Genomic DNA, 23,159 nt, shown 5'->3' on the forward strand with positions numbered 1-23,159 from the left:
AGCGGGAATAAAGGCTACGCCTACCTGACCCGTTCACGCAGTTTAGGGGGCCAGTCGTCGCGCAAGTCACACCCGAAGACTGGTTTCGGGACGGATCGTGGCGGGAAAGTGGTCCCTCTTGTGGGTTCGCCGGGCCAGTGGTCTATGCCATCCGCCCGGTCTGCGGCGGCGTCGCACGTCACTGCCATGCCGCCGCGTCAACGCGGCTGCGGCGGCATCCCCGGGAGGGTGACGTGGATGCGGCAGCCACGCGGGGATTCGGCCACCTCGATCCGGCCACCGTGCAGATCCACCGCCCAGCGGGCGATCGCCAGGCCGAGACCGGTGCCGCCGTCCGTGCCCGGATGTGAGCCCCGGTGGAAGCGGTCGAAGACCCGGACCCGGTCCGCCTCGGGGATGCCCGGGCCCTCGTCGCGCACCTCCAGGTCCAGGCTGCCCGGTGCCGACCCGCCGCGGGCCCGCACGGTGACCCGGCCGCCGGGCGGGCTGTGCTTCATCGCGTTGTCCACCAGGTTCGCCACCACCTGGTGCAGCCGCTCCCCGTCGGCGTACGCCACCAGCTCCGGCGGCGACACGTCCAGGTGCAGCGGCACGTCCGCGCGGGCCCGGGTGAGGGTGCCGCCGGCCTTGCCGCGGTCGGCGCCCAGGCTGGCGGTCTTCAGCACCGCCGACAGGTACGGCCACACCTCGAACCGCTTGGCGTCCAGCCGCACCGCCCCGCTGTCCAGCCGGGACAGGTCGAGCAGCTGGCTGACCAGCTTGCCCAGCCGCTCGGTCTGCTGCAGGGCCAGCCGCATGGTCTCCGGGTCGGCGGCCGAGACGCCGTCCACCACGTTCTCCAGCACCGCGCGCAGCGCCGCGATCGGCGTCCGCAGCTCATGTGAGACATTCGCCACCAGCTCCTTGCGGTGCCGGTCCACGGCGGCCAGGTCGGCGGCCATCCGGTTGAAGGTCTCGGCGAGCTCGCCCACCTCGTCGCGGCGCACCCGGGCCACCCGGCGGGTGTAGTCGCCGCCCGCCATCGCCCGCGCCACCGCGGTCATCTCGCGCAGCGGCGCGGTCAGGTTGGTGGCGACGATCTGCGTGATCAGCAGCGAGGCGATGATCGAGAAGATCGTGATCACCCGGATCTCGGTCCGCGAGTGGATCGCCAGCGTCACCAGCAGCGTGGTGATCATCACGGAGGCGATCACCAGCGCCTGCAGCGCCGCCTTGATCGAGCGGGTCGGGTCCCAGGGCCGCAGCGCCTCCCACAACTGCCGCAGCCACCCGCGGACCACCTGCCGGCCGCGCAGCACGACCGCCGGCACCCTGCCCCGGGCCGGTCCCGAGCCGCGCAGGGCCCGCGCCGGGTTCCGGGTGCGCGCAGGGTCCCCGGTGGGCCCCTGGCTCATGGCGCCGGGTTCTCCAGCGCGTAGCCCACGCCGTGCACGGTACGAATCCGCTCGGCGCCGATCTTGCGGCGCAGCGCCTTGACGTGGCTGTCCACGGTGCGGGTGCCGGACGCGTCGGTCCAGTCCCACACCTCGGCGAGCAACTGCTCGCGGGAGAGCACCGCCCGGGGCTGGTGGGCCAGGCACACCAGCAGCTCGAACTCGGTCGGGGTCAGGTGCACGTCGCTGCCGCCGACCCGGACCCGGCGCTGGGTGTGGTCGATCTCCAGGTCGCCCAGGTGGATGCTGGCGCCCCGGACGGTGGAGGCCGCGTCGGCGGCCCGCTCCACCCGGCGCAGCAGGACGTGCACCCGCGCGGCCAGTTCGCGCATGGAGAACGGTTTGGTCATGTAGTCGTCGGCGCCGACGCCGAGGCCGACCAGCATGTCCGTCTCGTCGTCGCGCGCGGTGAGCATCAGCACCGGAACGGGCCGGTCGGCCTGCACCCGCCGGCAGACCTCCAGCCCGTCGTACCCGGGGAGCATCACGTCGAGCACCAGCAGGTCGGGTTGCCAGGCGTGGGCCGCGTCGACCGCGGACGGCCCGTCGCCCGCGGTGCGGACCTGGAACCCCTCGGCCTGGAGGCGGGCCGCGATGGCCTGAACTATCGTCTGGTCGTCCTCGACCACCAGAACCCGGCGCTGCGCGCCTGTTGTCTGTGCGCTGTCCACTTCCGCTTCCGCCCCACAAGCTCGTCCGTTACCGGCAGCGTACGGGGCGGGCCGCTGCCCTGACTATGACGCCTTCACGCCTTGACGGCTACATGCACCACATCGGGCACGCCGCGCGCGACCGGAACCTCAAGGCTGCGCACCCCGGTGTACCCCGCCCCCTTGAGTGCGGTCTCGAAGGCGGCCGAGGGCTGCGCGGACCACACGGCCAGGACACCGCCGGGGCTGAGCAGCTCCCGGCAGTCGTCGAGGCCGCTGGGACTGTAGAGACTGCCGTTGTTGTCGGTGACTGTCCAGTCCGGGCCGTTGTCGATGTCCAGACAGAGCGCGTCGTAGCCGCCGGCGGGCGGGCGCGCGCCTGCGCCGGCGGGCTCCGTACCGGACCGCTCGCCGGGCGCCGTCCGCAGGTAGGCCGGCAGGTCCGCGGTGATCAGCCGCACCCGCGGGTCGTCCAGCGCGCCGTCGGTGTGCGCCGCGAAGTGGCCGGCCCGGTGCCAGTCGATCACCGCCTGCTCCCGCTCGACCACGTCGATCCGTGCCCAGCGCGGTTGGCCGGCGGCCTGGGCCAGCGAGAAGCCGACGCCGAGCCCGCCGATCAGCACGCTCGGCCGGTCCCGGCCGGCCGGCAGCGCGTCCAGCGCCACGTCGACCAGCAGCCGCTCCGAGCGGCCGTCGGAGGTGTCCATCAGGAAGGTGCCGTTGGCGATGATCTCCAGGTGCGCGCCGCGCCGGCGCAGCACCGCCTCCCCGTACGGGCCGTCGCGCCGGTCCAGCACGACCGGTCCTTCGCCGGTCAGGAGGCCGGGACCAGGGGTCGGGAAGCGCGGGTCACGCGTGTTCAAAGCCGCCATGACCCCATTTTGACGGACCCGCGGCAAACCCATGGCCGGACGTCGGCCGCCGCGCCATCGGGCGTTCAACTCCCGTACCGGAGGACTTCCGTTGTTCTGTGCCCGCAGATGGTCCGGGCCCCTGGGGCGCGGCGTAGGTTCCGGCCATGTCGCCCATTCTGAACAGCCCGATGGCCAAGCGGCTCCTGCGCCCTGCCACGACGCTCGTCGACCAGCGCGTCCAGCGCCCCGTCTCCCGGCTGCGCAAGGAACTGGACGCCCTGCGGCGGGAGGTGAAGGAGCTGGAGCAACTGCGCCGGCAGGTCGGCGAGCTGCGCGGCCAGGAGTACGCGGTCGGGCTGCTCTTCGACCGCACCGGCCGCAGCGGCCCCCGGCTGCCCACCGCGGCGCAGATCGACACGCTGGTGGCCGAGGTGGCGAAGGTCAGCGGGACCGACCCGAAGGTGGCCCGGCGCAACGTGACGGTCGCGTTCCGCAACGTGATCGCGCTGGAGGCGCTGGCGGTGGGCCGGCTCGCCGGCTCCACCCAGAACGTCTGCGGCAAGCTCGCCACGGTGCCGCTGCTCGACCCGCCCAACGCGGAGGTGCTGGAGATCGGCACGCTGTACGGGCTCTTCTCGGCGACGATGCTGCGGATGCTGCACCGCGCGGGGATAGAGCCCGAGCTGACGATCGTGGACCCGCTGGTCGGTACGCAGCTCCAGCCGGGCGGGCTGGAGGGCCTCGACCCCACGGGTACGCCGGTCCGGCTCGACGTGGTCCGGGCGAACCTGGCGCTCGGGGGGAAGGCGGGTGAGCGGGCCCGGGTGCAGGTCGGCTTCTCCGGTGACCCCGACGTGCGGGCGGCGGTCTCCGACCGCGAGTACGGCGTGATCGTCATCGACGGGGACCACTCCGCGCAGGGCGTGACCGAGGACCTCGAGTGGGCCGAGACCATCGCGGCCCCGGGCGCGGTCGTGGTCCTCGACGACTACGGCGACAACAAGTGGGCCGGTGTCCAGGAGGGCGCGGACGCCTACCTCGCCGGCTCCACCCGTTTCGACCTGGTCGGACGCGTTTCCACCTCGGCGTTTCTGCGGGCGCGGGACTGACCCACCGGGGTGCCCCGTCCTGTCGGCCCCGGGACCACCCGCCGGTGGGGGGTTGCGCCCGCCGTTCTCCCCCAGAGCTTCGCCTGGGAGGTACCCCCACGGGCCCCTGGATTCGTGACGGCTCTTCCGCGAAAAGAGCGTTGTCGCAGGCTCGGGGGGCACGGGGATGCCCCCGGAGAAGCCGCACCAATTCCAGGGGCGCGGGGAACTGCGCGACCAGCCCACCACCGGCCGCGAGGTCCCGGAGCCGACGGGAACCCCCTCCCGGGGGGCGCGGGGTGCCCTGATCGCTCAGGGCGAACGTGGGGCCGGGAACACGGGCGGAGCCCTTTGCATTGAGTCAGGTGTACTCAACTTGCTTGCAAAGGGAGCGATCATGGCGTTTGAGCCGAAGAGTTCCAACCTCACCCTCCCCGTACTGCCGCTCGACGGCGAGGTCGTGCTGCCCGGCATGGTCGTACCGCTCGACCTGACGGACAGCGAAGTGCGGGCCGCGGTGGAGGCCGCCCAGGCGGCCCACACCGGGGACGCGCCGGGCAAACCCCGCGTGCTCCTGGTGCCGAGGGTCGATGGGAATTACGCGGCCGTGGGCACCCTCGGGACGGTCGAGCAGGTCGGGCGGCTGTCCGACGGCGACCCCGGCGCGGTGATCAAGGGCCGCTCGCGGGTGCGGATCGGCGCGGGTACGACCGGACCGGGTGCGGCCTTGTGGGTGGAGGGCACCGTGGTGGAGGAGCCCGCGCCGCAGGGGGCGCCCGGCACCGTGGCCGAGCTGATGAAGGAGTACAAGGCGCTCGCCACCAGCTGGCTGCGCAAGCGCGGCGCCTGGCAGGTGGTCGACCGCGTGCAGCAGATCGACGACGCCGGGCAGCTCGCCGACAACTCCGGCTACTCCCCGTTCCTGAGCGTGGAGCAGCGCGTGGAGCTGCTGGAGACCGCCGACCCGGTGGCCCGGCTGAAGCTCGCCACGCAGTGGCTGCGCGACCACCTCGCCGAGCAGGACGTCGCCGAGACGATCCGCAAGGACGTCCAGGAGGGCATGGAGAAGCAGCAGCGCGAGTTCCTGCTCCGCCAGCAACTGGAGGCGGTCCGCAAGGAGCTGGCCGAGCTGAACGGCGACCCCGACAACGAGACGGACGACTACCGGGTCCGGGTGGAGTCCGCCGACCTGCCCGAGAAGGTCCGCGAGGCCGCCCTGAAGGAGGTCGAGAAGCTGGAGCGCTCCTCGGACGCCTCCCCGGAGGGCTCGTGGATCAGGACCTGGCTGGACACCGTTCTCGAACTGCCGTGGAACACCACCACCGAGGACACCTACGACGTCGCGGGCGCACGGGCCGTGCTGGACGCGGACCACTCCGGCCTCGACGACGTGAAGGAGCGGATCACCGAGTACCTGGCGGTCCGCAAGCGCCGGGCCGACCGCGGTCTCGGCGTGGTCGGCGGCCGTCGCGGCGGCGCGGTCCTGGCGCTGGTCGGGCCGCCCGGGGTCGGAAAGACCTCGCTCGGCGAGTCCGTGGCCCGCGCGATGGGCCGCGAGTTCGTCCGGGTGGCGCTCGGCGGCGTCCGCGACGAGGCCGAGATCCGCGGCCACCGCAGGACGTACGTGGGCGCGCTGCCCGGCCGGATCGTGCGCGCGATCAAGGAGGCCGGGTCGATGAACCCGGTGGTGCTGCTCGACGAGGTCGACAAGGTCGGCTCGGACTACCGGGGCGACCCGGCGGCCGCGCTGCTCGAAGTCCTCGACCCGGCGCAGAACCACACCTTCCGCGACCACTACCTGGAGGTCGAACTCGACCTGTCCGACGTGGTGTTCCTGGCCACCGCCAACGTGCTGGAGGCCATCCCCGAGCCGCTGCTGGACCGGATGGAGCTGGTCCGGCTCGACGGCTACACCGAGGACGAGAAGGTCGTCATCGCCCGCGACCACCTGCTGCCCCGCCAGCTGGAGCGCGCGGGCCTGGCCGCCGACGAGGTGAGCCTGGACGAGGACGCGCTGCGCCGGCTGGCCGGCGAGTACACCCGCGAGGCGGGCGTGCGGAACCTGGAGCGGACCGTGGCGCGCCTGCTGCGGAAGATCGCCGCGCAGCACGAACTGGGCGACCGGGAGCTGCCGTTCGCGGTCGGCTCGGGCGACCTGCGGGCCCTGATCGGCCGGCCGCACCACGTGCCCGAGGCCGCGCAGGACCCGGAGGAGCGGCGCACCGCCGTACCGGGCGTGGCCACCGGCCTCGCGGTCACCGGCGCGGGCGGCGACGTGCTCTACATCGAGGCGTCGCTGGCCGACCCGGAGACCGGCGGGTCCGGGCTCCAGCTCACCGGCCAGCTCGGTGACGTGATGAAGGAGTCCGCGCAGATCGCGCTCTCCTTCCTGCGCTCGCGCGGCGCGGAACTGGAGCTGCCGGTCGGCGACCTCAAGGACCGCGGCGTCCACCTGCACGTGCCGGCCGGCGCCGTGCCCAAGGACGGCCCGAGCGCGGGTGTCACCATGACCACCGCCCTCGCGTCCCTGCTGTCCGGCCGCCGGGTGCGTACCGACGTCGCCATGACCGGTGAGGTGTCCCTGACCGGCCGGGTGCTGCCCATCGGCGGGGTCAAGCAGAAGCTGCTGGCCGCGCACCGCGCCGGGATCACCACCGTGGTGATTCCCAAGCGCAACGAGGCCGACCTCGACGACGTCCCCGCGGAGATCCTCGGCGTGCTCGATGTCCACCCGGTCAGCGACGTCCGCCAGGTGCTGGCGCTGGCCTTGGAGCCGGCGGAGGCGGACACCCCCGCCGAGGAGGTCCCGATCGCCGCGTGACCACCTCCCGGTGGTGGGTTGCGCCCCGCCGCCGCGGTTGCTCGCCGTTCCCGGCCGCAGGCCGGTGGCCTGCCGAGCGCGCGGTTCCCCTCGCCCCTGTTGGTGCGGCTCCCTCCTCGCGGAGGGAGCCGCACCTGTCACGGGGCGCGTGGGGTACCTCCCCGCTAGCCGTTCGCGAGAGCCTGGAGCCCGGAGATCGGGCCGTTGAAGTAGTCCTGGTCACCGGGGAACGTGCCGGAGTCGGCGTGCTGCCAGAACGTGTAGAAGCCGTAGCCGCCCGGCAGGGTCCCCGCGCTGGAGGAGTACTTGGCGATCCAGAACGGGCTGGTGGTCGCGAACCCGCTGTTGTTGCCGGTGCAGGTCGACCACCAGTCGTAGGTCGAGTAGATGACCGGGTAGACGCCTTCCTTGGCGTGGTACTCGTTGGCGAACGCGTGAATCCAGCTCACCATGCTGGCCTGGCTGAGGCCGTAGCAGGTGGCGCCGTAGGGGTTGTACTCGATGTCCAGCGCGCCCGGCAGGGTCTTGCCGTCGGCCGACCAGCCGCCGCCGTGCGCGATGAAGTAGTCCGCCTGCGTCGCGCCGCCGGAGGTGTCCGGCGTGGCGAAGTGGTACGACCCGCGGATCATGCCGACGTTGTAGGAACCGTTGTACTGCTGGGCGAAGTCGGGGTTCGTGTACGAGGTGCTCTCGGTCGCCTTGATGTACGCGAACTTGCCGCCGTTCGCCCACGCGGTCGCCCAGTTGACGCTGCCCTGGTAGGCGGAGACGTCCATGCCGGGGGTCTGGGTCACCATCGGGGACACGGTGCCGGACGTGGCCGAGCCGTGCGCGCTGGAGCCCTCGTGCGCCGCGACGGTCGAGCCCATCCAGTCCAGTTCCGGGTGGGTGAGGTGGCCGGCGCTCGGACCGGTGCCGGTCGCGGTCGCCGCATGGGCCGCGCCGGGAGCGGTGAACGCCAGGGTGAGGAGGGAGACGATCAGGCCGGCGAGAACCGCGAGCCGGGTTCTGGCCGAGCCGTTGCCGTGCACGACGGAGAAGACTCCGTGGGACATGCGTGCCTCCAGGAGGGGCAGGTGGGGGACTCGCATGACCATGGTGTGGTCATGACAGAACTGACGGTACGTTGGGCGCTACGCGCGTGGAAAGAGGGACCGGTAACCGCCGTTGGTCTACGCCTGCGAAATACTTGACGTGCTGCGGAAACCACCGTCTGTGAAGAAAACTTTCAGCCGTTGAAAGCGGGGCCCCTGTGACCCAAGCGAACCGCGCCGCGTGCGATGCCGGCGGCACGGGCGGAACGGAGCCGCCCGGCGACGGCGTGGCGGGCGCGCTGGAGCGCGAGTTGACCGTGCTCTTCCGCCGGGCCAGGGCCGCCTCCGGCGACCTGGCCCGCGCGGTGCACCCCGGCCTGGAGGCCGCGGCCTACGGCATCCTGGTCCGGCTGGACGAGGTCGAGCCCGAGCGGGCCACCGACCTGGCGGCGTACTTCGGCGTCGGCAAGGCCACCATGAGCCGGCAGTTGCGCGCGATGGAGGAACTGGGGCTGGTCGCCCGCGAACCCGACCCCGCCGACGGCCGCGCCTACCTGATGCGGCTGACCGGCGAGGGCCGGGAGCGGTTCGCCCGGGTGCGGCGGCTGCGCCGCGAGCGCTACCTCGGGCAGCTCGCCGCCTGGGACCCCAACGACGTGGCCGAACTCGCCCGCCTCCTGCACCGCCTCAACGCCACGCAGTCCGGGTAGCGCGCGGGCCGGTCGCCCCCCGGGCGGGGCCGACCGGCCCGCCCCGCCGAGGGCGGCTGTGGGTCCTCGCCCGGGACGCGGCTGCGGGCCTCGTTCGTACGTGGCTGTGGGTGCTCGCCCGGGACGTGGATGCGGGCCTCGTTCGTACGTGGCTGTGGGCGCTCGCCCGGGATGTGGCTGCGGGCCTCGCCCGTACACGGCTGCGGACCCCCGCTCGTACGTGGCTGCGGGCCCTGCCCGTGCCGGGCTACAGCTCGATCAGTACGGCTGTCGCGTCGTCATGCTGCTTGCCGGGCGGCGGCTGCTCGGTCTCCAGCGCGCGCACCCGGGCGAACAGCCGCTCCGGGCCCGCCTTGCGCAGCAGCGCGAAGGTGCCAGCCCAGTCGTCCACGGCGTAGTACTCCACCGCGCGGGTGGCGCCGTCGGTGAGCGCGGCCAGCGCGGTGACGTCCGCGCGCGGCAGCCGGCCGGTCACGGCGCGGGTCGCCGCCGACGGGTCGGCCGCGGCCGTGAAGAAGCCGCCCTCCTGGTTCCGCAGCGGCCCGACCCGCACCCCGGTCGCCCGCAGCCGGTCGATCCGGTCGTCCAGCACCGCCGTCACCACCCCGGCGGTGTCCTCGACCAGCAGCACCGAGTCGGACAGCACCAGGTACTCCACGTCCGCCTCGTCCCAGCGGGCGACGACCACCGTGGCCTGCGGCGTCAGCGGGTGAGAAAGATCACAAGTGCCGCGGTGTGCCTCGGCGGTCCGCGCGATCGCGTCGGCCAGGCAGTCCGCCAGCTCCGACTCCCGCCGCGCCAGGGCCAGTTCGAGCAGCGCGCCGCCCAGCCGGGCGGTGAACCAGGGCACCGAGTGCACGCAGCCCCCGTTGTCCGGCGGCGGCGTCACCCCGTCCAGCACCACCACCACGCCGCCGGCGCCGGACGCCGGAAGCGCCACCGCCGCGAAGTCCTCGTTGGGCACGCCCGTCGTCCCGGGCTCGGTCGCCGTCTCGATCCGCATGGGGCCAGTCTCGCAGCCGGTTGGTCCGTACCACCGCGACGCGCTGCTGTGCGCGGGCATCCTGCCAAAGCGGAACGGTGTGTGCCAGCGGCGACGGGTGCCGGGCGGAGGGTGCCACCCGTACCGGACTTGTCGGTCAACTCACCTGTGCGATTCACTCGTTCGGGTGTCCGGGGAGGGGACGCCTGGCCCCCGAACCCGCTGGCCTGCGAGGGTCTGAGGGATTCTGCACGTATCCCGGGGACGATCCCGGGCCCCCGCGACTCGTGATTGCGAGCACCGACAGTGCGTGAACGACGTCTCCGACGGCGCGAACGGCGGGTCAGGCAGCGCATGCTCGCCGCCCTGCTGGTCTGCGCGGCCATCGTCCTGGCCGCGGCCGCGCCCGGGGTCGCCCTCGCCGTGGGAGACCTGTCGGCCGCCCAGGACGCCGTCGGCGACGCCCGACTCGCCGTCCGCGCGACCGCGTTGGCCGCCGACCTCGCCGACGAGCGGGACGACCTCGCGGTGTCCGTCGCGGCCGGGCAGCCCGCCACCCCGACCGCCGACCAGCAGCGCACCGACCGCCAGGTCGCCGACGTCACCGGCGGCGGCCGCCTCTCCGCCGACCTGCGCACCGCGCTCGCCACGCTGCCCGCCGTCCGCAGGTCCGCCCGCGCCGCCTCCTCCGCGCCGGCCGCCGTCGCCGCCTACCAGCCGCTGGTCGACGCGGTCGGGCGCGCCGCGGGACCGGTCACCGCGCCGCTCGGCCGGGCCACCGCCGCCGCCGCCGTGCAGCGCGGCCTGCTCGTCGCCGGACTGACCGCCGGCGGCGACCAGCACGGCCTGGTCGCCGACGCGCAGGCCGCCCGGCTCCAAGAGCAGGCCGCCCTCGCCGAGTTCCACGCGACCGCGCCCGCCGGGGTCCGTACCGACTACGACCAGACCGTCACCGGCGCCGACACCGCCGAGGCCGACCGCGACCTGAACCAGCTGCTGGGCGGCGGCGAACTCACCTCCGCCGACCGGGCCTTGGGCGCCAAGAAGGTCGGTACCGCGCTCGCCGCCCGGCTCTCGCTGATGCGCGGCGTCGAGTCCTCGGCCGCCACCGACGAGGCCGCCACCGCCGCCTCGCACCGCGACCACGAGGTCACCGTCCTCGAACTGCGCGCCGCGCTGGCCGCGTTGTGCCTGATCCTGCTGCTCGCCGTGCTGGTCACCCTCTTCCGCACGCTCACCCGCCCGCTCGCCGCCCTGCACCGCTGGTCCCGGGCGGACCCGGAGAGCGGCCAGGGCGCCGAGGCCATCGGCGCCGACGAGTTCGCCGCCGTCGCCCGCCGGATCAACGCCCTCACCCACGAGGCCCAGGCGCTGCGCACCCGTGCCGGCGAACTCGCCGCCGAGCGCGCCGAGTCCGCCGCCGCCCACACCGCGCTGGCCGCCGAGCACCAGGCGGCGCTGGTGGCCCGCGCCGAACTCGCCCGCACCCGGGACGACCTGATGCGCTCCCGCGAGGAGATCGCCGAGCGCCTCAACCGGGCGACCGCGCGCAACGCCGTACAGGTCGTCCACGTCAACCTCTCGCTGCGCACCCTCGGCCTGATCGAGCGCCAACTCACCCTGATCGAGGGCATGGAGGAGCACGAGCAGGACCCGGAGCGGCTCGCGACGCTGTTCCGCCTCGACCACCTCGCCACCCGGATGCGCCGCAACAGCGAGAACCTGCTGGTGCTCACCGGGACCGAGCACAGCCATGGCGCCGCCGCCCGCCCGGTCCCGCTGATCGACGTGGCCCGCGCGGCCCTCTCCGAGGTCGAGCGGTACGAACGCGTCCGCATCCTGGCCATGCCCGAGGCGGACGTGGCCGGCCGCGCGGCCGACGACGTCAGCCACCTCATCGCCGAACTGCTCGACAACGCCGCCGCGTTCTCCGCGCCCACCGCCGAAGTCCGGCTCAACGGCTGGGTGATGGAGAGCGGCGAGGTGATGGTCGCGGTCGAGGACTCGGGCATCGGGGTGCCCCCGGAGCGGATCGACGAGCTCAACGCGTTGCTGGTCGACCCCGACCCGGCGCCGCCGAGCGCGGCGGCCGGCCTCGGCCTCTACGTGGTGGCCCGGCTCGCCCACCGGCACGGCGTCCGGGTCCAGTTGCGCCCGCACGCGAACGGCGGCACCACGGCCGTCGCGGTGCTGCCGCGGCTGCTGGTGCCCACGGTCGACCCGCTCGCCCGGGTGCTGCCCGGCCAGCGCGGGGCGTCGCCCGAGCCGGGGTACGGCGCGGTGCCGGACGCGGACGCGGGATACGGCGCGGGGCTCGGCGGGGATTACGGCGCGGAGTACGACGCAGTGCCCGGTGGGGAGTTCGGTGCCGGGCTCGGCGCGGAGCACGGCGCGGGCGGCGGGATTCCCGTGCCCGCACTGCCGTCGGAGGACCGGCCGCCGGTCGAACAGCCCTTCGTGGAGGCGCACTTCGCCGAGCAGGGCACGCAGCACGCGCAGCCCGAGCAGCCCGTGGCGTCCGCACCGCTCGCACCGCCCGTGGCGTCCGCACCGCCCGAACCGTCCTCGGCGGAGCAGCCGGCGGGCGGGCTCCCGCCCCTCGCCCGGCGGGTCCGCCAGCAACCGGCGCCCGACCACCCCGTGCTCGGGCAGCAGACCGCCGAACCGGCCCTGCCGCAGGCGCCGTTGCCCGAGCGGCGACCGCCCGCGCAGACGCCCGCCGCCTTCTCGCTGCCCGGGCAGCAGACCACCGACGGCCCCGGGCCCGACCTCGGCGACCCCCCGGCCGAGCCGCGGGTCCGGGTCGAACGTCTGCGCGTCCCACCTGCGCGGATGTCCTCGACGGGGTTGCCGGACATGCAAGTGCAGCCGCTTACGGCTGAACCCGCGGCCGCTCCCGAGCCCCCGCTCGCGCCCCGGCCGGCCGCCGAACCCCCGGCCGGGAGCGCACCCGGGGCCGTACCGCCGGGCGGCGCCGTACCGCCCGCGGGGCACGTACCGTCGGTCGAGCACGCGCGTGCCGAGTACGCGCCGCGGCATGCCGCCACCGCGCCCCCGCCGCCTCTGGACCCCGGGGCGGACGGGGCCGACGGGACGCTGCCGCGCCGGGTGCGGAAGGCCAGCGGGATACGGGCCGCCGCGCAGGACGGCAGGCGCCGCACCGAGCCGTTGGACGCGGAAGGGCTGCGCCGCAAGCTGGCCGGGTTGCAGCGCGGTCTGCGGGACGGCCGCAGGGACGCCGAGTTGGAGACACGAGGGGCCACGGAGACAACGGCGGCACGGCCCGCCACGGCAACCAGTCCGGGAGACACCGTCGAGGAGGCGACCCGTTGAACGCGGTCCGCACGCAATTCAGCACCACCAGCTCCACCAGTACCCACGGCACCGGCGCCCACTCGGGCACCGGCGTCCACTCCGACGCATTGAGCCACGATGCCCGCAACCTCCAGTGGCTGCTGGCGAACTTCGTCGACGAGGTGCCCGGCGTCCGCTCGGTCGCCGTCGTCTCCTCCGACGGTCTGCTGCTGCTCAGCTCGGAGCCCGACCCGGTCGCGCCCCGGCAGGCGGCCGGGCCGACCCGGATCTCCGACGTCCGGATGGACCTGGCCGCGGTGGTGTCCGGGCTGGCCTCGCTCACCATGGGCGCGGCCCGCCTCATGGACGGCGGCAAGGTGCGGCAGACCACCGTCGCGATGGAGGACGGCATGCTGTTCGTGATGTCCATCAGCGACGGCTCGCTGCTGGGCGTGCACGCCGGCGCCGAGTGCGACCTGAGCGTCATCGCCTACCACATGGCCCTGTTCGTCGGCCGGGCCGGCCACGTGCTGACCCCGTCGCTGCGCGGCGAGTTGCGCCAGGCGATGGAGGGCGGCCGGTGATCCGACCGGCCGGCCCGTCCGGCCCGCCCACCGCCCCGCCGACGGCCTCCCCGGGCACCGCGGCGCGGCAGCGCGAGGGCGACCGCCGCACCTCCCGCGTGCGGCCGTACGCGCTCACCGGCGGCCGTACGCGTTCCGAGCATCTGCTGCTGGTCGAGACTTTCGTGGCTACGATCGAGCATCCGGACGAACAGCCCGCCCTCACGAGGGGCGACTGGGCGGAGCGGGTGATGCCCGAACTGCGGGCGATCGTCGAACTGTGCCGCGCGCTGCGGTCGGTGGCGGAGATCTCCGCACTGCTGCGGATACCGCTCGGTGTCGTCCGGGTCCTGATCAGCGACCTGGCCGACCAGGGAAGAATTCGCGTGTACGGCACCGGGTACGGTCCCGGTGGACCCGATCGCGCGCTGCTCGAAAGGGTGCTCAGTGGACTTCGCAGGCTTTGACCAGCAGGAGGGCTTGCGGGACTGGCAGACCACGCGCGACCGCGCACCGGTCTCCACGAAGATCGTCGTCGCCGGCGGTTTCGGCGTGGGCAAGACCACGTTCGTGGGCTCCGTCTCGGAGATCACCCCGCTGACCACCGAGTCGGTCATGACCCAGGCCAGCGAGGCGCTGGACGACCTGGCGGCCACTCCGGAGAAGACCACCACCACGGTCGCGATGGACTTCGGCCGGATCACGCTCGACCGGGACCTGGTGCTCTACGTCTTCGGCACGCCGGGCCAGCAGCGGTTCTGGTTCATGTGGGACGACCTGGTACGCGGCGCGATAGGAGCGGTGGTGCTCGCCGACACCCGGCGGCTGGCGGACTGCTTCCCCGCGCTGGACTACTTCGAGAGCACCGGTCTGCCCTACACCGTGGCGGTCAACCAGTTCGAGGGCACCGCGGCCTACGGCCCCGACGACGTGCGCGACGCGCTGGCCGTGCCGCACCACATCCCGGTCCTGGTCATCGACGCCCGCGAGCGGCGCTCCGTGGTCGACGCGCTGCTCGCGCTGGTCACACACGCGATGGCCGAGCAGCCGCTGTGACCTGACGCCGCGGAGGCCCGGACGGCGGGTCCGGCGGGGCGGGCCTGGACGGCGGGTCAGGACCGCGAGCCCGGACGGCGGGTCCGGCGGGGCGGGCCCGGGCGGCAGGCCCGGACCCTGTGGCCGCGCGGCCCGGGCCGGTAGGTTGCCGTGCGGGCGGGTACGGGTGTGTGCACGTCAGTCGGACAGCGAAGAAGCGAGCGAGTCGCCATGCGCAGCATTCTCATCGTCGGAGCCGGTCAGGCCGGGCTCCAACTCGCCCTGGGCCTACAGGCGCGGGGCTACCGCGTGACCGTCATGACCAACCGCACCGCGGACGAGATACGCACCGGCCGGGTGATGTCCACGCAGTGCATGTTCGCCGGCTCGCTGGCCCACGAGCACGACCTCGATATCGACTTCTGGCGCCAACAGGCCCCTGACGTCACCGGGTTGGGCGTCTCGGTGACCGCTCCCGACGGCACCCGCGCGATCGACTGGCTCGGCCGGCTCGACGGCACCGCCCAGTCGGTGGACCAGCGGGTGAAGATGTCCGGCTGGCTGGAGACGTTCGCCGAGCGCGGCGGCAAGGTGGTCGTGCACGGCGCCGCCGTCTCCGACCTGGACTACTTCGCCCGCGCCTACGACCTGGTGCTGGTCGCCGCGGGCAAGGGCGAGCTGGTGTCGATGTTCGGCCGGGACGCGGACCGCTCGCCGTACGACGCCCCGCAGCGCGCGCTCGCGGTCGCCTACGTGCATGGCCTCGGACCCCGGCCGGAGCACCCCGAGGTGCGGGCGGTGCGCTGCAACCTGGTGCCGGGCATCGGCGAGTTCTTCGTGATCCCCGCACTGACCACCTCCGGGCCCTGCGACATCCTCTTCTGGGAGGCCCTCCCGGGCGGTCCCGCGGACGTCTTCGCCGGCGTCAAGGACCCCGCGGAGCACCTGCGGCTCACCCTCGACCTGATGCGGCGCTACGTCCCGTGGGAGCACGCCCGCGCCGGCGGCGTCGAACTCACCGACGCCGGCGGCACCCTGTCCGGCCGCTTCGCCCCGACCGTGCGCCGCCCGATCGGCGAACTTCCCTCCGGCGCGCTCACGTTGGGCGTCGCCGACGTCGTGGTCGCCAACGACCCGGTCACCGGCCAGGGTTCCAACAACGCGTCCCGGTGCGCGGCGATCTACCTGGAGCGGATCACCGCGCACGGGGACCGCCCGTTCGACCGCGCCTGGATGCAGGCCACCTTCGACCGGTACTGGGAGGCGGCGGCGCCGGTCACCAAGTGGACCAACGCGATGCTGGCGCCGCCCCCCGAGCACGTCCTCGGCCTGATCGGCGCGGCCGGTGAACTCCAGCCCGTGGCCGACCGGTTCGCCAACGGCTTCGACAACCCGGCCGACTTCGAGGAGTGGTTCTACGATCCGGAGCTCGCGCAGGGCTACCTCGCGCGGGTCGGCACGTCGGCAGCGGCGGGCGGACCCGCCGAACAGGGCTGAGCCGGCGGCTACTTCGCCGACTTGCCGCCGTCCGAGGAGTCCTTGCCGGAGCCGTCGACGGTCCCCTTCGCCGGGGGCTTCGCGGAGCCCTCGCCCGAGGACGTGGCGGAGCCCTTCCCCGAACTCTTCGCCGAGGACTCCTTCGAAGACGTCTTCGAGGACTTCTTCGAGGGCTTCTTCGCCGGCTTCGCCGGGGCCTTCGTCTCCGCGGCGATCGGAAGCGGCTGCTCCGCGTTCTTCGGGATGGACCTCGGCCGGTAGCCGCTCACCGGCTGCTCGCCGAGGTCGGGCCGGACCGCGCCGAGGATCGGGTTGGCCGCGATCGGCGAGACCTTGACGTACGACCCCGGGCGCGGCGCCTGGATGACCAGGCCGTCGCCGATGTAGAGCGCCACATGCGAGGCGCCCTTGAAGTAGATCACCAGGTCACCCGGGCGCAGCAGGGCCAGCGGCACGTGCGGCAACTGCGCCCACTGCTGCTCGCTGGTGCGCGGGATGACGGTGCCCGCGTGCGCCCACGCCTGCGAGGTGAGCCCCGAGCAGTCGAACGAGTCCGGCCCCTGCGCCCCCCACACGTACGGCTTGCCGAGCTGGTCGAAGGCGTACCCGATGGCCCGGTCACCGGCCTGCGAGGGCGCCCGCAGCGCGGGGTCGCCGCCCAGCGCCTTGGAGTCCATCAGCTCCCGCTGGGCCTTGTCGGTGTCCTCCTGCTCCAGCTTCTGCAGTTCGGCGATCTGCACCCCGGTCAGCCCGGCGAGCATCTGCTCGACCTGCTTGAGGTGCGCCTGCACGTCCTTCTGCTTCGTCCCGGCGACGGTCTGCGCCTGCTCGGCGGTGTCGAGCGCCTTCTGCGCCTGCGTGTTGAGCGTCTTCAGCTTCGCCTCGCCGGAGGTGAGCTGCCCGAGCACGCTCCGCTGCTGCTGCGCCATCTGCCCCAGGACGTGCCGCTGCCCGAAGAAGTCCTGCGGGGTCTGCCCGCTGAGCAGCGACAGATACGGCGACACGCCGCCGTTGCGGTACATCTGAGTGGCCATCAGTCCGAGCTGGGCCCGGCTGTCGGCGACCGCGGACTTCTGGTCCGCGAGCTGCTTGTCGATCTTCCGGGCCGCCGTGCGCTTCTGGTCGGCGGTCTCCTTGGCCTGGTTGTACGCCTCGGTGGCCGTCTCGGTCTGCTGGTAGTACGTCTGGAGCTGGGTCAGGAGCGTGGAAAGCGGCACCTGTCCGGCCGGCGGGTCGTGCGGCTGGGCGGCGGCCTGCTGGGCGGCGGGCAGCGACAGCGCCGCGGCGGCGAGCAGCGTGCCGCACACCACGGCCGAGCGGAACCACGAGCTGGGCTGACGGGCCACTGACATTCCCTCATCTCCCCATGACCGGCGGGTAACAAGCAGCGCCAGTAGCCAATCATGGATTGTCATATCTTCGACAGAGGTACGGGCCGAATCTCCGCGGAACGGTCACCCGCACGGCCGAGGATTCGACGCGGAGTCATCCGCGGGTCACCCGTCGTCCACCCGCCATCATCCGTCATCTCTGGCCCGGCAGGGGACTGCCCGCGACCCTGTGAGCAGGGGTCGCGGGCAGCCGTGCCGTCCCGGGGGCAGCTCCGGGGCGGCGACTCGCCCCCAGGCCAGGCGGGTCCTGTCAGCCGGGACCCGGCTCAGCCGAAGTAACTGTCGAAGTTGTGCGAGAACGCCCAGCCGCTGTAGCCGTCCCAGTTGATCGACCAGGTCATCAGGCCGCGCAGCCCAGGCCAGGAGCCGTGGGTGGTGTACGAGCCGCAGTTCGTCTTCTTCGTCAGGCAGTCGAGCGCCTGGTCCACCTGATCGGGTGACGTGTAGCCGTTCCCCGCGTTGACGGACGCGGGCAGGCCGATGCCGACCTGCGAGGGGGCGAGCGCCGGGAACATGTTCGAGGTGTTGCCCGCCACCGGGAAGCCGGTGAGCAGCATGTCCGTCATGGCGATGTGGAAGTCCGCGCCGCCCATGGTGTGGTACTGGTTGTCCAGGCCCATGATCGGCCCGGAGTTGTAGTCCTGGACGGTGAGCAGGGTCAGGTCGTCGCGCAGCGCGTAGATCACCGGCAGGTACGCCCCGCAGCGCGGGTCCTGGCCGCCGAACGGACCCGTGCCGTAGTACTGGTAGCCCATCTGCACGAAGAACGTCTCCGGCGCCATGGTCAGCACGAAGCCGCTGCCGTACTTCGCCTTGAGCGACTTGATCGCCGCGATCAGGTTGACGATGGCCGGGGTGGTCGGGTTCTTGAAGTCGGTGTCGCCGGTGTTGAGCGAGAGCGACTGGTTCTCGAAGTCGATGTCGACGCCGTCCAGTCCCCACTGGTCGATGATCGAGCTCACCGAGGAGACGAACGCGTCGCGCGCGGCGGTGGTGGTGAGCTGGACCTCGCCGTTGGCGCCGCCGATGGACAGCAGCACCTTCTTGCCCGCGGCCTGCTTCGCCTTGATCGCGGCCTTGAAGTCCGCGTCGGACTCCACCGACGGGCACTCGCTGACCGAGCAGCGGGTGAAGTGGATGGTCCCGGAGGTGGGGGAGTCGGTCTCGCCGAAGGCGAGGTCGATGATGTTCCAGTCGTCGGGGACGTCGGCGAGCTTGGTGTAGCCGGAGCCGTTGGCGAACGTCTCGTGCAGGTAGCCGACCAGCGCGTGGGTGGGCAGGTCGCCGGAGGGCGGGGAGGTCGGCGGCGTGGTCGGGGGAGTCGTCGGCGGGGTGGTGGGCGGTGTCGTCGGGGGCGTGGTGGTGCCGCTGCCCGGGCCCTGGAGCGAGATGTCGTCGGCGAGGTACGAGGGCTCGCCGTACCAGCCGTGCACGTAGACCTTCGCGGTGGTCTGCGTCGCGCCGGTGGTGAAGGACACGCTCAACGGGGCGTAGCCGGCGCCGGTGCTCGCGGTCCAGGTGGAGGTGCCGCCGTCCACTCCGAGGTAGACGTAGGAGCCGTCGACCTGGGCGGACAGCGTGTAGGCGGTGTTCGGGGCGACGGTGACGGTCTGGGCGCACTGGCCGGTGGCGGAGGCGGACGGCGTGCCCTTCAGGGCGTAACTGCCGCTGTGCGCCTGCCCGGTGACGGCCTGGGCGCCCGCGTCGCAGGTCCAGCCGGACAGGGTGCCGGACTCGAAGTCGCCGTTGGTCAGGAACTCCCCGGCGCTGGCGGACGGGGCGAGGGCGACCATGCCGCCGACGGCGAGCGCGCCGGCGAGGGCGGTCGCGGCGGCGGCGAGGGCGCGCCTGCGGGTGGGGGAGCCGGTGCGCACGGTGGGCCCGTGCGGATCGGGTGCGGTGGCGGTGGGCATGGGGGGATGCTCCTTCGGCGAGGAGTGCTCATGTCACCGGGTAGCAAACAGGTCCAGACCAATTCCGTCAATGGTCCGGACCAACATTCGCCGCCACGGGCACCCCGAACCCGCCACCACGGCACGCCACTTCCCCCCGCCGGCCCTCACCGCCGCTTCGACCACGGCCACTTGGGCCGGTTCGGATGCGGGCTGCCCTCCGGGTCGTACACGAACACCCACCGGCTGCCACGGCCCTCGCCGCGCTCCCGGTGGTACACGTGCACCTTCTCCGGGCCGCCCTCAGGAGCGGGCACGGGCACCCGGTAGTCCAGCGGGGGCTGCCCGGTCATCCCCACCATGACCTCCAGCACCCGACCGTCCAGCGGCCCACCGACGAACTCGGTCTTCTCGTGTCGCACGGCCCCACACTCCCACGACCACCGGCGGACCCACGACAGGCAACGCAGGTCGTTACGACCTGGGACGCGATGGCGAGCGGATCGGGTCGTTAGGCTGCCGGGTATGAGCAGCAGCGCGGTGCCCGCCTACCGCCGGATGAGCGTGGAGCAACGCCGCGAGCAGCTGCTCGCGGCGGCGCTCGACCTCTTCGGGCACCGCCGCCCCGAGGACGTCTCCGTCGAGGACGTCGCCGCGGCCGCGGGCGTCTCCCGCCCGCTCGTCTACCGCTACTTCCCCGGCGGCAAGCAGCAGCTCTACGAGGCCGCCGTCCTCGGCGCCGCCGACGAACTCATCGGCCGCTTCGGCGTCCCCGCCGAAGGCCCGCCCACCCAGCGCCTCGCCGACGCCCTCGACCGCTACCTCGCCTACGTCGACGAACACGACGCCGCCTACGGCGCCCTCCTGCGCGGCGGCAGCGTCGTGGGCACCAGCCGCACCGACGCCATCGTCGACGGCGTACGCCGCCGCGCCGCCGAACAGGTCCTCCTCCACCTCGGCGTCACCGAACCCGGCATCCGCCTGTCCATGATGGTCCGCTCCTGGATCGCCTCCGTCGAAGCCGTGTCCCTGCTCTGGCTCGACAACGGCAAACAACCCCCACTCCCCGAACTCCGCGGCTGGCTGGTCGACCACTTCACCGCCCTCCTCGTCGCCACCGCCGTCACCGAACCGGAAGCAGCCCAGGCAGCCGCCCTCGCCCTCTCCCAAGAAACCCCCACCAGCCCAGGCCACCAACTCCTCACCCGAGTCACCACCCTCTTCACCCCCTGACCCCCACCCCCAAGGCCCCCCACCCGCAGCCCGCAAGGCACCCCACCCCAGCGGTCACGGCCCCCCCACCCGAGCCGGCACGGCACCCCCCCCACCCGCAGCCCGCAGGGCACCCCCCCCACCCGCAGCCCGCAGGGCACCCCCCACCCCAGCGGTCACGGCACCCCCCACCCGCAACCCGCAAGGCACCCCACCCACCCCACCCCCCCACGCCCCCACCCCCCACCCCATGCGGCACCCATAGCGGGAGCGAGGACGGACCGGAGCGGGGGCGAAGGGGGCGGGGTTCGAGACGTTCGTATATTTGTGGCGCGAGGAGTACGGCAAAGTCACGAAAACCCCGCAGGCGCCGTAAATATGCAGTCTCGAACCCCGCCGCCGCAGCCCCAGCGACCGCACCAGGACCTACAGCAACCCCGAAGCCTTCCACAACGGCTTCGAAGCCCCCCGCAACAACCCGATCTCCTCGAAGAAGTCCATCAACCTCTTCGCCGAGTGCCGCATCATCTCCTGACGGTGCCCACTCTCCCGCACCGCCGCCACCGCCTCCGCCGGCTCAAGCCCGACATTCGCATACACCTTCGGACTGATCAACGACCGCGCGATCACCCGCGCCGCCTCCGCCGACATCGCCCGCGTCAGCCCGACCTCCCACCGCGGCGCGGTCACCATCTGCCGCCGCAACTCCTCCCGCGCGTACCGGATATGCCGCGCCTCCTCCACCACATGAATCCGCGTCACACCCCGCACAAACGTCTGCACCCGCTCGTCCGGAAACGTCAACCGCTGCATCCAGTCCAGAATCTCCTCCGCCAGCAACGTCCCGGTGAACGACCCCGGCGTGGTCGAGAACGTCTTGAGCACCCGCCCGAGCGAATGATCCAACCTGCTCGGCCCGTACACCGGCGTCCCGAACTTCGTCACCGCCCGAGCGAACATCTTGGAGTGCCGGCACTCGTCCGCGATCTCGGTGAGCGCGTAGCGCACATGCGCACTCGTCGGATCGAGCGAATACGTGTGCCGGAGCAGCAGTTGCATGAGGATCGTCTCGAACCACACGCCCGACGCGCACAGCGACGACGCCTCGTGCCGGGACAGCGCCAACCGCTGCTCCTGCGGCATCCGCCGCCACAACGGGGTGTCGTAGAGCGAGACCAGCTCGGGCGGCCAGAACCAGGCGCCGTCCTCGAACGGCGCCTCCCAGTCCAGCTCGATGTCAGGGTCGAAGGAGTGCTTCGCCGAGGCCGACAGCAGCCGCTCCGCCGTCTTCTCCCGGTCGATGAGGGTCGCGTCCATGGTCAACCGGCCTCCGCCGCATGAGGGTTACCTGGGGTACGGTTCTTATGAGACTCTGTGTCAACAAGCCCGTCAAGCCCTCGCGCGGCAACGGTGGCGAGTCGGACCGCGCGGACCGGAGCAGACCGACCCGGACCGACCCGGACCGAACCGACCCGGACCGAACCGACCCGGACCGGCCGGTCCGGTCCGGCCGTCGCCGCGAGCGAGGGCGCGGACACCAGCAGCCGCCCGATCGGAGTGTGTCGATGTCGACGGAAGGTCTCTACACGCAGCCGCCCAAAGAGTGGACCTGGCAGGTCCCGGCCCAGGGCGCCGCCCGCTTCTCGTGGGAGTACGACGACGGCCGCGACCGCCTGCTCGCCCTGTACCAGAAGGGCAAGGACAAGCAGTGGGACGCGGTGCGCCGGATCGACTGGGACCTGGAGGTCGACCCGTACGACCCGCTCGGCACGCCCGACGAGGCGATGACGCTGTACGGCACCCGGTACTGGGACGCGATGAGCGAGCGCGACCGCGGGCTGCTGCGGCAGCACTACACCTCCTGGCAGTTCAGCCAGTTCCTGCACGGCGAGCAGGGCGCGATGGTCTGCGCGGCGCGCATCGTGGAGTCGGTGCCCGACCTGGACGCGAAGTTCTACTCGGCCACCCAGACCATGGACGAGGCCCGGCACGCCGAGATCTACGGCCGGTTCCTGCACGAGAAGGTCGGGATGCTCTACCCGATCAACGACAACCTCCAGGCGCTGCTGGGCGACACCCTGCGCGACTCCCGCTGGGACATGCCGTACCTCGGCATGCAGGTGCTGATCGAGGGGCTGGCGCTAGCCGCGTTCGGGATGATCCGCGACACCACGGACAAGCCGCTGCCCAAGCAGATCCTCGCCTACGTGATGCAGGACGAGGCGCGGCACGTCGCGTTCGGCCGGATGGCGCTGCGGGACTACTACAAGCAGCTGTCCGACGCCGAACTGCGCGAGCGCGAGGAGTTCGTCATCGAGGGCTGCTACCTGATGCGGGACCGGCTGCGCGGCACCGAGGTGCTGGCGAACTTCGGCATCCCGCAGGCCGAGGCGGTCGAGATGACCGAGCAGTCGGAGTTCCTGCACCTGTTCCGGAAGCTGCTCTTCAGCCGGATCGTGCCGTGCGTGAAGGACATCGGGCTGTGGGGGCCGCGGCTCCAGAAGGCGTACGTGGACCTGGGCGTCTTCGACCTGGGCGACTCCAACCTGGACCTGCTGATGAGTCAGGACGAGGAGATCGCCGAGCAACTGGACGCGGAGCGGTTCGCGGCCGAGGAGGCCGCCCGGGTCGCCGAGGTGACGGACGCCATCGCCCAGGGCGGTGAACCGGCCGGGGCCGCGCCCCGGACATAGCGGCCCCCGT

At 72.9% G+C, this 23,159-nt stretch carries 19 protein-coding genes; 10 read left to right on the top strand and 9 right to left on the bottom strand.

Annotated features, from left to right (window positions below; all coding sequences use genetic code 11):
* Nucleotides 1–197: 197 nt before the first annotated feature.
* From ACIPAE_RS01035 to ACIPAE_RS01045, 3 genes are all read right to left on the bottom strand, one after another.
* Entirely contained in the window at nucleotides 198–1,394 is a 1,197-nt protein-coding gene (locus ACIPAE_RS01035) for an ATP-binding protein (RefSeq protein ID WP_366414041.1), read from the bottom strand.
* Nucleotides 1,391–2,104, bottom strand: coding sequence for a response regulator transcription factor (locus ACIPAE_RS01040; protein WP_329364884.1), 714 nt, complete (start codon nucleotides 2,102–2,104; stop codon nucleotides 1,391–1,393). Before ACIPAE_RS01040 ends, ACIPAE_RS01035 begins: the two co-directional genes overlap by 4 nt.
* A gap of 74 nt (nucleotides 2,105–2,178) precedes the next feature.
* The gene (locus ACIPAE_RS01045) at nucleotides 2,179–2,955 is read right to left on the bottom strand and encodes a spermidine synthase (protein WP_366414042.1); all 777 of its coding nucleotides are present in this window, start codon (nucleotides 2,953–2,955) and stop codon (nucleotides 2,179–2,181) included.
* A gap of 146 nt (nucleotides 2,956–3,101) precedes the next feature.
* On the opposite strand from ACIPAE_RS01045, the gene ACIPAE_RS01050 reads away from it, so the two are divergent.
* Nucleotides 3,102–4,046 (top strand): class I SAM-dependent methyltransferase, encoded by a 945-nt coding sequence (locus ACIPAE_RS01050; protein ID WP_402442060.1) that lies wholly within the window; start codon nucleotides 3,102–3,104, stop codon nucleotides 4,044–4,046.
* 376 nt (nucleotides 4,047–4,422) lie between these two features.
* Complete coding sequence (gene lon, locus ACIPAE_RS01055; RefSeq protein ID WP_402442062.1) at nucleotides 4,423–6,846, top strand: endopeptidase La; 2,424 nt, start codon at nucleotides 4,423–4,425, stop codon at nucleotides 6,844–6,846.
* A gap of 164 nt (nucleotides 6,847–7,010) precedes the next feature.
* On the opposite strand, the gene ACIPAE_RS01060 is transcribed toward lon, so the two are convergent.
* Nucleotides 7,011–7,901 (bottom strand): lysozyme, encoded by an 891-nt coding sequence (locus ACIPAE_RS01060; RefSeq protein WP_329364876.1) that lies wholly within the window; start codon nucleotides 7,899–7,901, stop codon nucleotides 7,011–7,013.
* Nucleotides 7,902–8,167: 266 nt separating this feature from the next.
* On the opposite strand from ACIPAE_RS01060, the gene ACIPAE_RS01065 reads away from it, so the two are divergent.
* A complete protein-coding gene (locus ACIPAE_RS01065) occupies nucleotides 8,168–8,590 on the top strand; it encodes a MarR family winged helix-turn-helix transcriptional regulator (protein WP_402442635.1) in 423 nt (140 codons plus the stop codon).
* Between the two features lie 247 nt (nucleotides 8,591–8,837).
* Here ACIPAE_RS01065 and ACIPAE_RS01070 read toward each other — a convergent pair whose 3' ends face one another.
* Entirely contained in the window at nucleotides 8,838–9,593 is a 756-nt protein-coding gene (locus ACIPAE_RS01070; protein ID WP_329364874.1) for a protein phosphatase 2C domain-containing protein, read from the bottom strand.
* A 333-nt stretch (nucleotides 9,594–9,926) separates the two neighbouring features.
* Here ACIPAE_RS01070 and ACIPAE_RS01075 point away from each other — a divergent pair, with 333 nt between their 5' ends.
* From ACIPAE_RS01075 to ACIPAE_RS01095, 5 genes are all read left to right on the top strand, one after another.
* Complete coding sequence (locus tag ACIPAE_RS01075) at nucleotides 9,927–12,905, top strand: nitrate- and nitrite sensing domain-containing protein (RefSeq protein WP_402442064.1); 2,979 nt, start codon at nucleotides 9,927–9,929, stop codon at nucleotides 12,903–12,905.
* A gap of 89 nt (nucleotides 12,906–12,994) precedes the next feature.
* Nucleotides 12,995–13,450, top strand: a complete 456-nt coding sequence (locus ACIPAE_RS01080; protein WP_329373914.1) for a roadblock/LC7 domain-containing protein — start codon at nucleotides 12,995–12,997, stop codon at nucleotides 13,448–13,450.
* A 98-nt stretch (nucleotides 13,451–13,548) separates the two neighbouring features.
* Nucleotides 13,549–13,896, top strand: coding sequence for a DUF742 domain-containing protein (locus ACIPAE_RS01085; protein WP_329373912.1), 348 nt, complete (start codon nucleotides 13,549–13,551; stop codon nucleotides 13,894–13,896).
* The gene (locus tag ACIPAE_RS01090; RefSeq protein ID WP_328469194.1) at nucleotides 13,877–14,485 is read left to right on the top strand and encodes an ATP/GTP-binding protein; all 609 of its coding nucleotides are present in this window, start codon (nucleotides 13,877–13,879) and stop codon (nucleotides 14,483–14,485) included. Before ACIPAE_RS01085 ends, ACIPAE_RS01090 begins: the two co-directional genes overlap by 20 nt.
* Nucleotides 14,486–14,695: 210 nt before the next feature.
* Entirely contained in the window at nucleotides 14,696–15,961 is a 1,266-nt protein-coding gene (locus ACIPAE_RS01095; protein WP_329364870.1) for a styrene monooxygenase/indole monooxygenase family protein, read from the top strand.
* Between the two features lie 8 nt (nucleotides 15,962–15,969).
* Here the strand turns inward: ACIPAE_RS01095 and ACIPAE_RS01100 are convergent, their stop codons facing one another.
* The 3 genes from ACIPAE_RS01100 to ACIPAE_RS01110 all read right to left on the bottom strand — a co-directional run bounded on the left by ACIPAE_RS01100 (nucleotide 15,970) and on the right by ACIPAE_RS01110 (nucleotide 19,666).
* Nucleotides 15,970–17,313 carry an NlpC/P60 family protein gene (locus ACIPAE_RS01100; protein ID WP_402442067.1) on the bottom strand — a complete coding sequence of 448 codons (1,344 nt, stop codon included), beginning with the start codon at nucleotides 17,311–17,313 and terminating at the stop codon, nucleotides 15,970–15,972.
* A 305-nt stretch (nucleotides 17,314–17,618) separates the two neighbouring features.
* The gene (locus ACIPAE_RS01105) at nucleotides 17,619–19,265 is read right to left on the bottom strand and encodes a chitinase (protein ID WP_402442069.1); all 1,647 of its coding nucleotides are present in this window, start codon (nucleotides 19,263–19,265) and stop codon (nucleotides 17,619–17,621) included.
* Between the two features lie 146 nt (nucleotides 19,266–19,411).
* The gene (locus ACIPAE_RS01110) at nucleotides 19,412–19,666 is read right to left on the bottom strand and encodes a hypothetical protein (RefSeq protein ID WP_328469200.1); all 255 of its coding nucleotides are present in this window, start codon (nucleotides 19,664–19,666) and stop codon (nucleotides 19,412–19,414) included.
* A 103-nt stretch (nucleotides 19,667–19,769) separates the two neighbouring features.
* Between ACIPAE_RS01110 and ACIPAE_RS01115 the strand changes: the two genes are divergently transcribed.
* The gene (locus ACIPAE_RS01115; protein ID WP_329364866.1) at nucleotides 19,770–20,477 is read left to right on the top strand and encodes a TetR/AcrR family transcriptional regulator; all 708 of its coding nucleotides are present in this window, start codon (nucleotides 19,770–19,772) and stop codon (nucleotides 20,475–20,477) included.
* Nucleotides 20,478–20,882: 405 nt separating this feature from the next.
* Here ACIPAE_RS01115 and ACIPAE_RS01120 read toward each other — a convergent pair whose 3' ends face one another.
* A complete protein-coding gene (locus tag ACIPAE_RS01120; protein WP_402442072.1) occupies nucleotides 20,883–21,773 on the bottom strand; it encodes a diiron oxygenase in 891 nt (296 codons plus the stop codon).
* Nucleotides 21,774–22,021: 248 nt separating this feature from the next.
* On the opposite strand from ACIPAE_RS01120, the gene ACIPAE_RS01125 reads away from it, so the two are divergent.
* A complete protein-coding gene (locus ACIPAE_RS01125) occupies nucleotides 22,022–23,149 on the top strand; it encodes a ferritin-like domain-containing protein (RefSeq protein ID WP_402442073.1) in 1,128 nt (375 codons plus the stop codon).
* The last annotated feature ends 10 nt before the right edge of the window (nucleotides 23,150–23,159 follow it).

The organism is Streptomyces sp. NPDC087270 (assembly GCF_044744625.1).
GTDB lineage: Bacteria > Actinomycetota > Actinomycetes > Streptomycetales > Streptomycetaceae > Actinacidiphila.

Excerpts from the sequence above, each read along its gene's own strand:
- ACIPAE_RS01035 (WP_366414041.1), bottom strand. The coding sequence starts at position 1,394 with ATGAGCCAGGGGCCCACCGGGGACCCTGCGCGCACCCGGAACCCGGCG.
- ACIPAE_RS01045 (WP_366414042.1), bottom strand. The coding sequence starts at position 2,955 with ATGGCGGCTTTGAACACGCGTGACCCGCGCTTCCCGACCCCTGGTCCC.
- ACIPAE_RS01050 (WP_402442060.1), top strand. The coding sequence starts at position 3,102 with ATGTCGCCCATTCTGAACAGCCCGATGGCCAAGCGGCTCCTGCGCCCT.
- lon (WP_402442062.1), top strand. The coding sequence starts at position 4,423 with ATGGCGTTTGAGCCGAAGAGTTCCAACCTCACCCTCCCCGTACTGCCG.
- ACIPAE_RS01060 (WP_329364876.1), bottom strand. The coding sequence starts at position 7,901 with ATGTCCCACGGAGTCTTCTCCGTCGTGCACGGCAACGGCTCGGCCAGA.
- ACIPAE_RS01070 (WP_329364874.1), bottom strand. The coding sequence starts at position 9,593 with ATGCGGATCGAGACGGCGACCGAGCCCGGGACGACGGGCGTGCCCAAC.
- ACIPAE_RS01075 (WP_402442064.1), top strand. The coding sequence starts at position 9,927 with ATGCTCGCCGCCCTGCTGGTCTGCGCGGCCATCGTCCTGGCCGCGGCC.
- ACIPAE_RS01095 (WP_329364870.1), top strand. The coding sequence starts at position 14,696 with ATGCGCAGCATTCTCATCGTCGGAGCCGGTCAGGCCGGGCTCCAACTC.
- ACIPAE_RS01100 (WP_402442067.1), bottom strand. The coding sequence starts at position 17,313 with ATGTCAGTGGCCCGTCAGCCCAGCTCGTGGTTCCGCTCGGCCGTGGTG.
- ACIPAE_RS01105 (WP_402442069.1), bottom strand. The coding sequence starts at position 19,265 with ATGCCCACCGCCACCGCACCCGATCCGCACGGGCCCACCGTGCGCACC.
- ACIPAE_RS01115 (WP_329364866.1), top strand. The coding sequence starts at position 19,770 with ATGAGCAGCAGCGCGGTGCCCGCCTACCGCCGGATGAGCGTGGAGCAA.
- ACIPAE_RS01120 (WP_402442072.1), bottom strand. The coding sequence starts at position 21,773 with ATGGACGCGACCCTCATCGACCGGGAGAAGACGGCGGAGCGGCTGCTG.
- ACIPAE_RS01125 (WP_402442073.1), top strand. The coding sequence starts at position 22,022 with ATGTCGACGGAAGGTCTCTACACGCAGCCGCCCAAAGAGTGGACCTGG.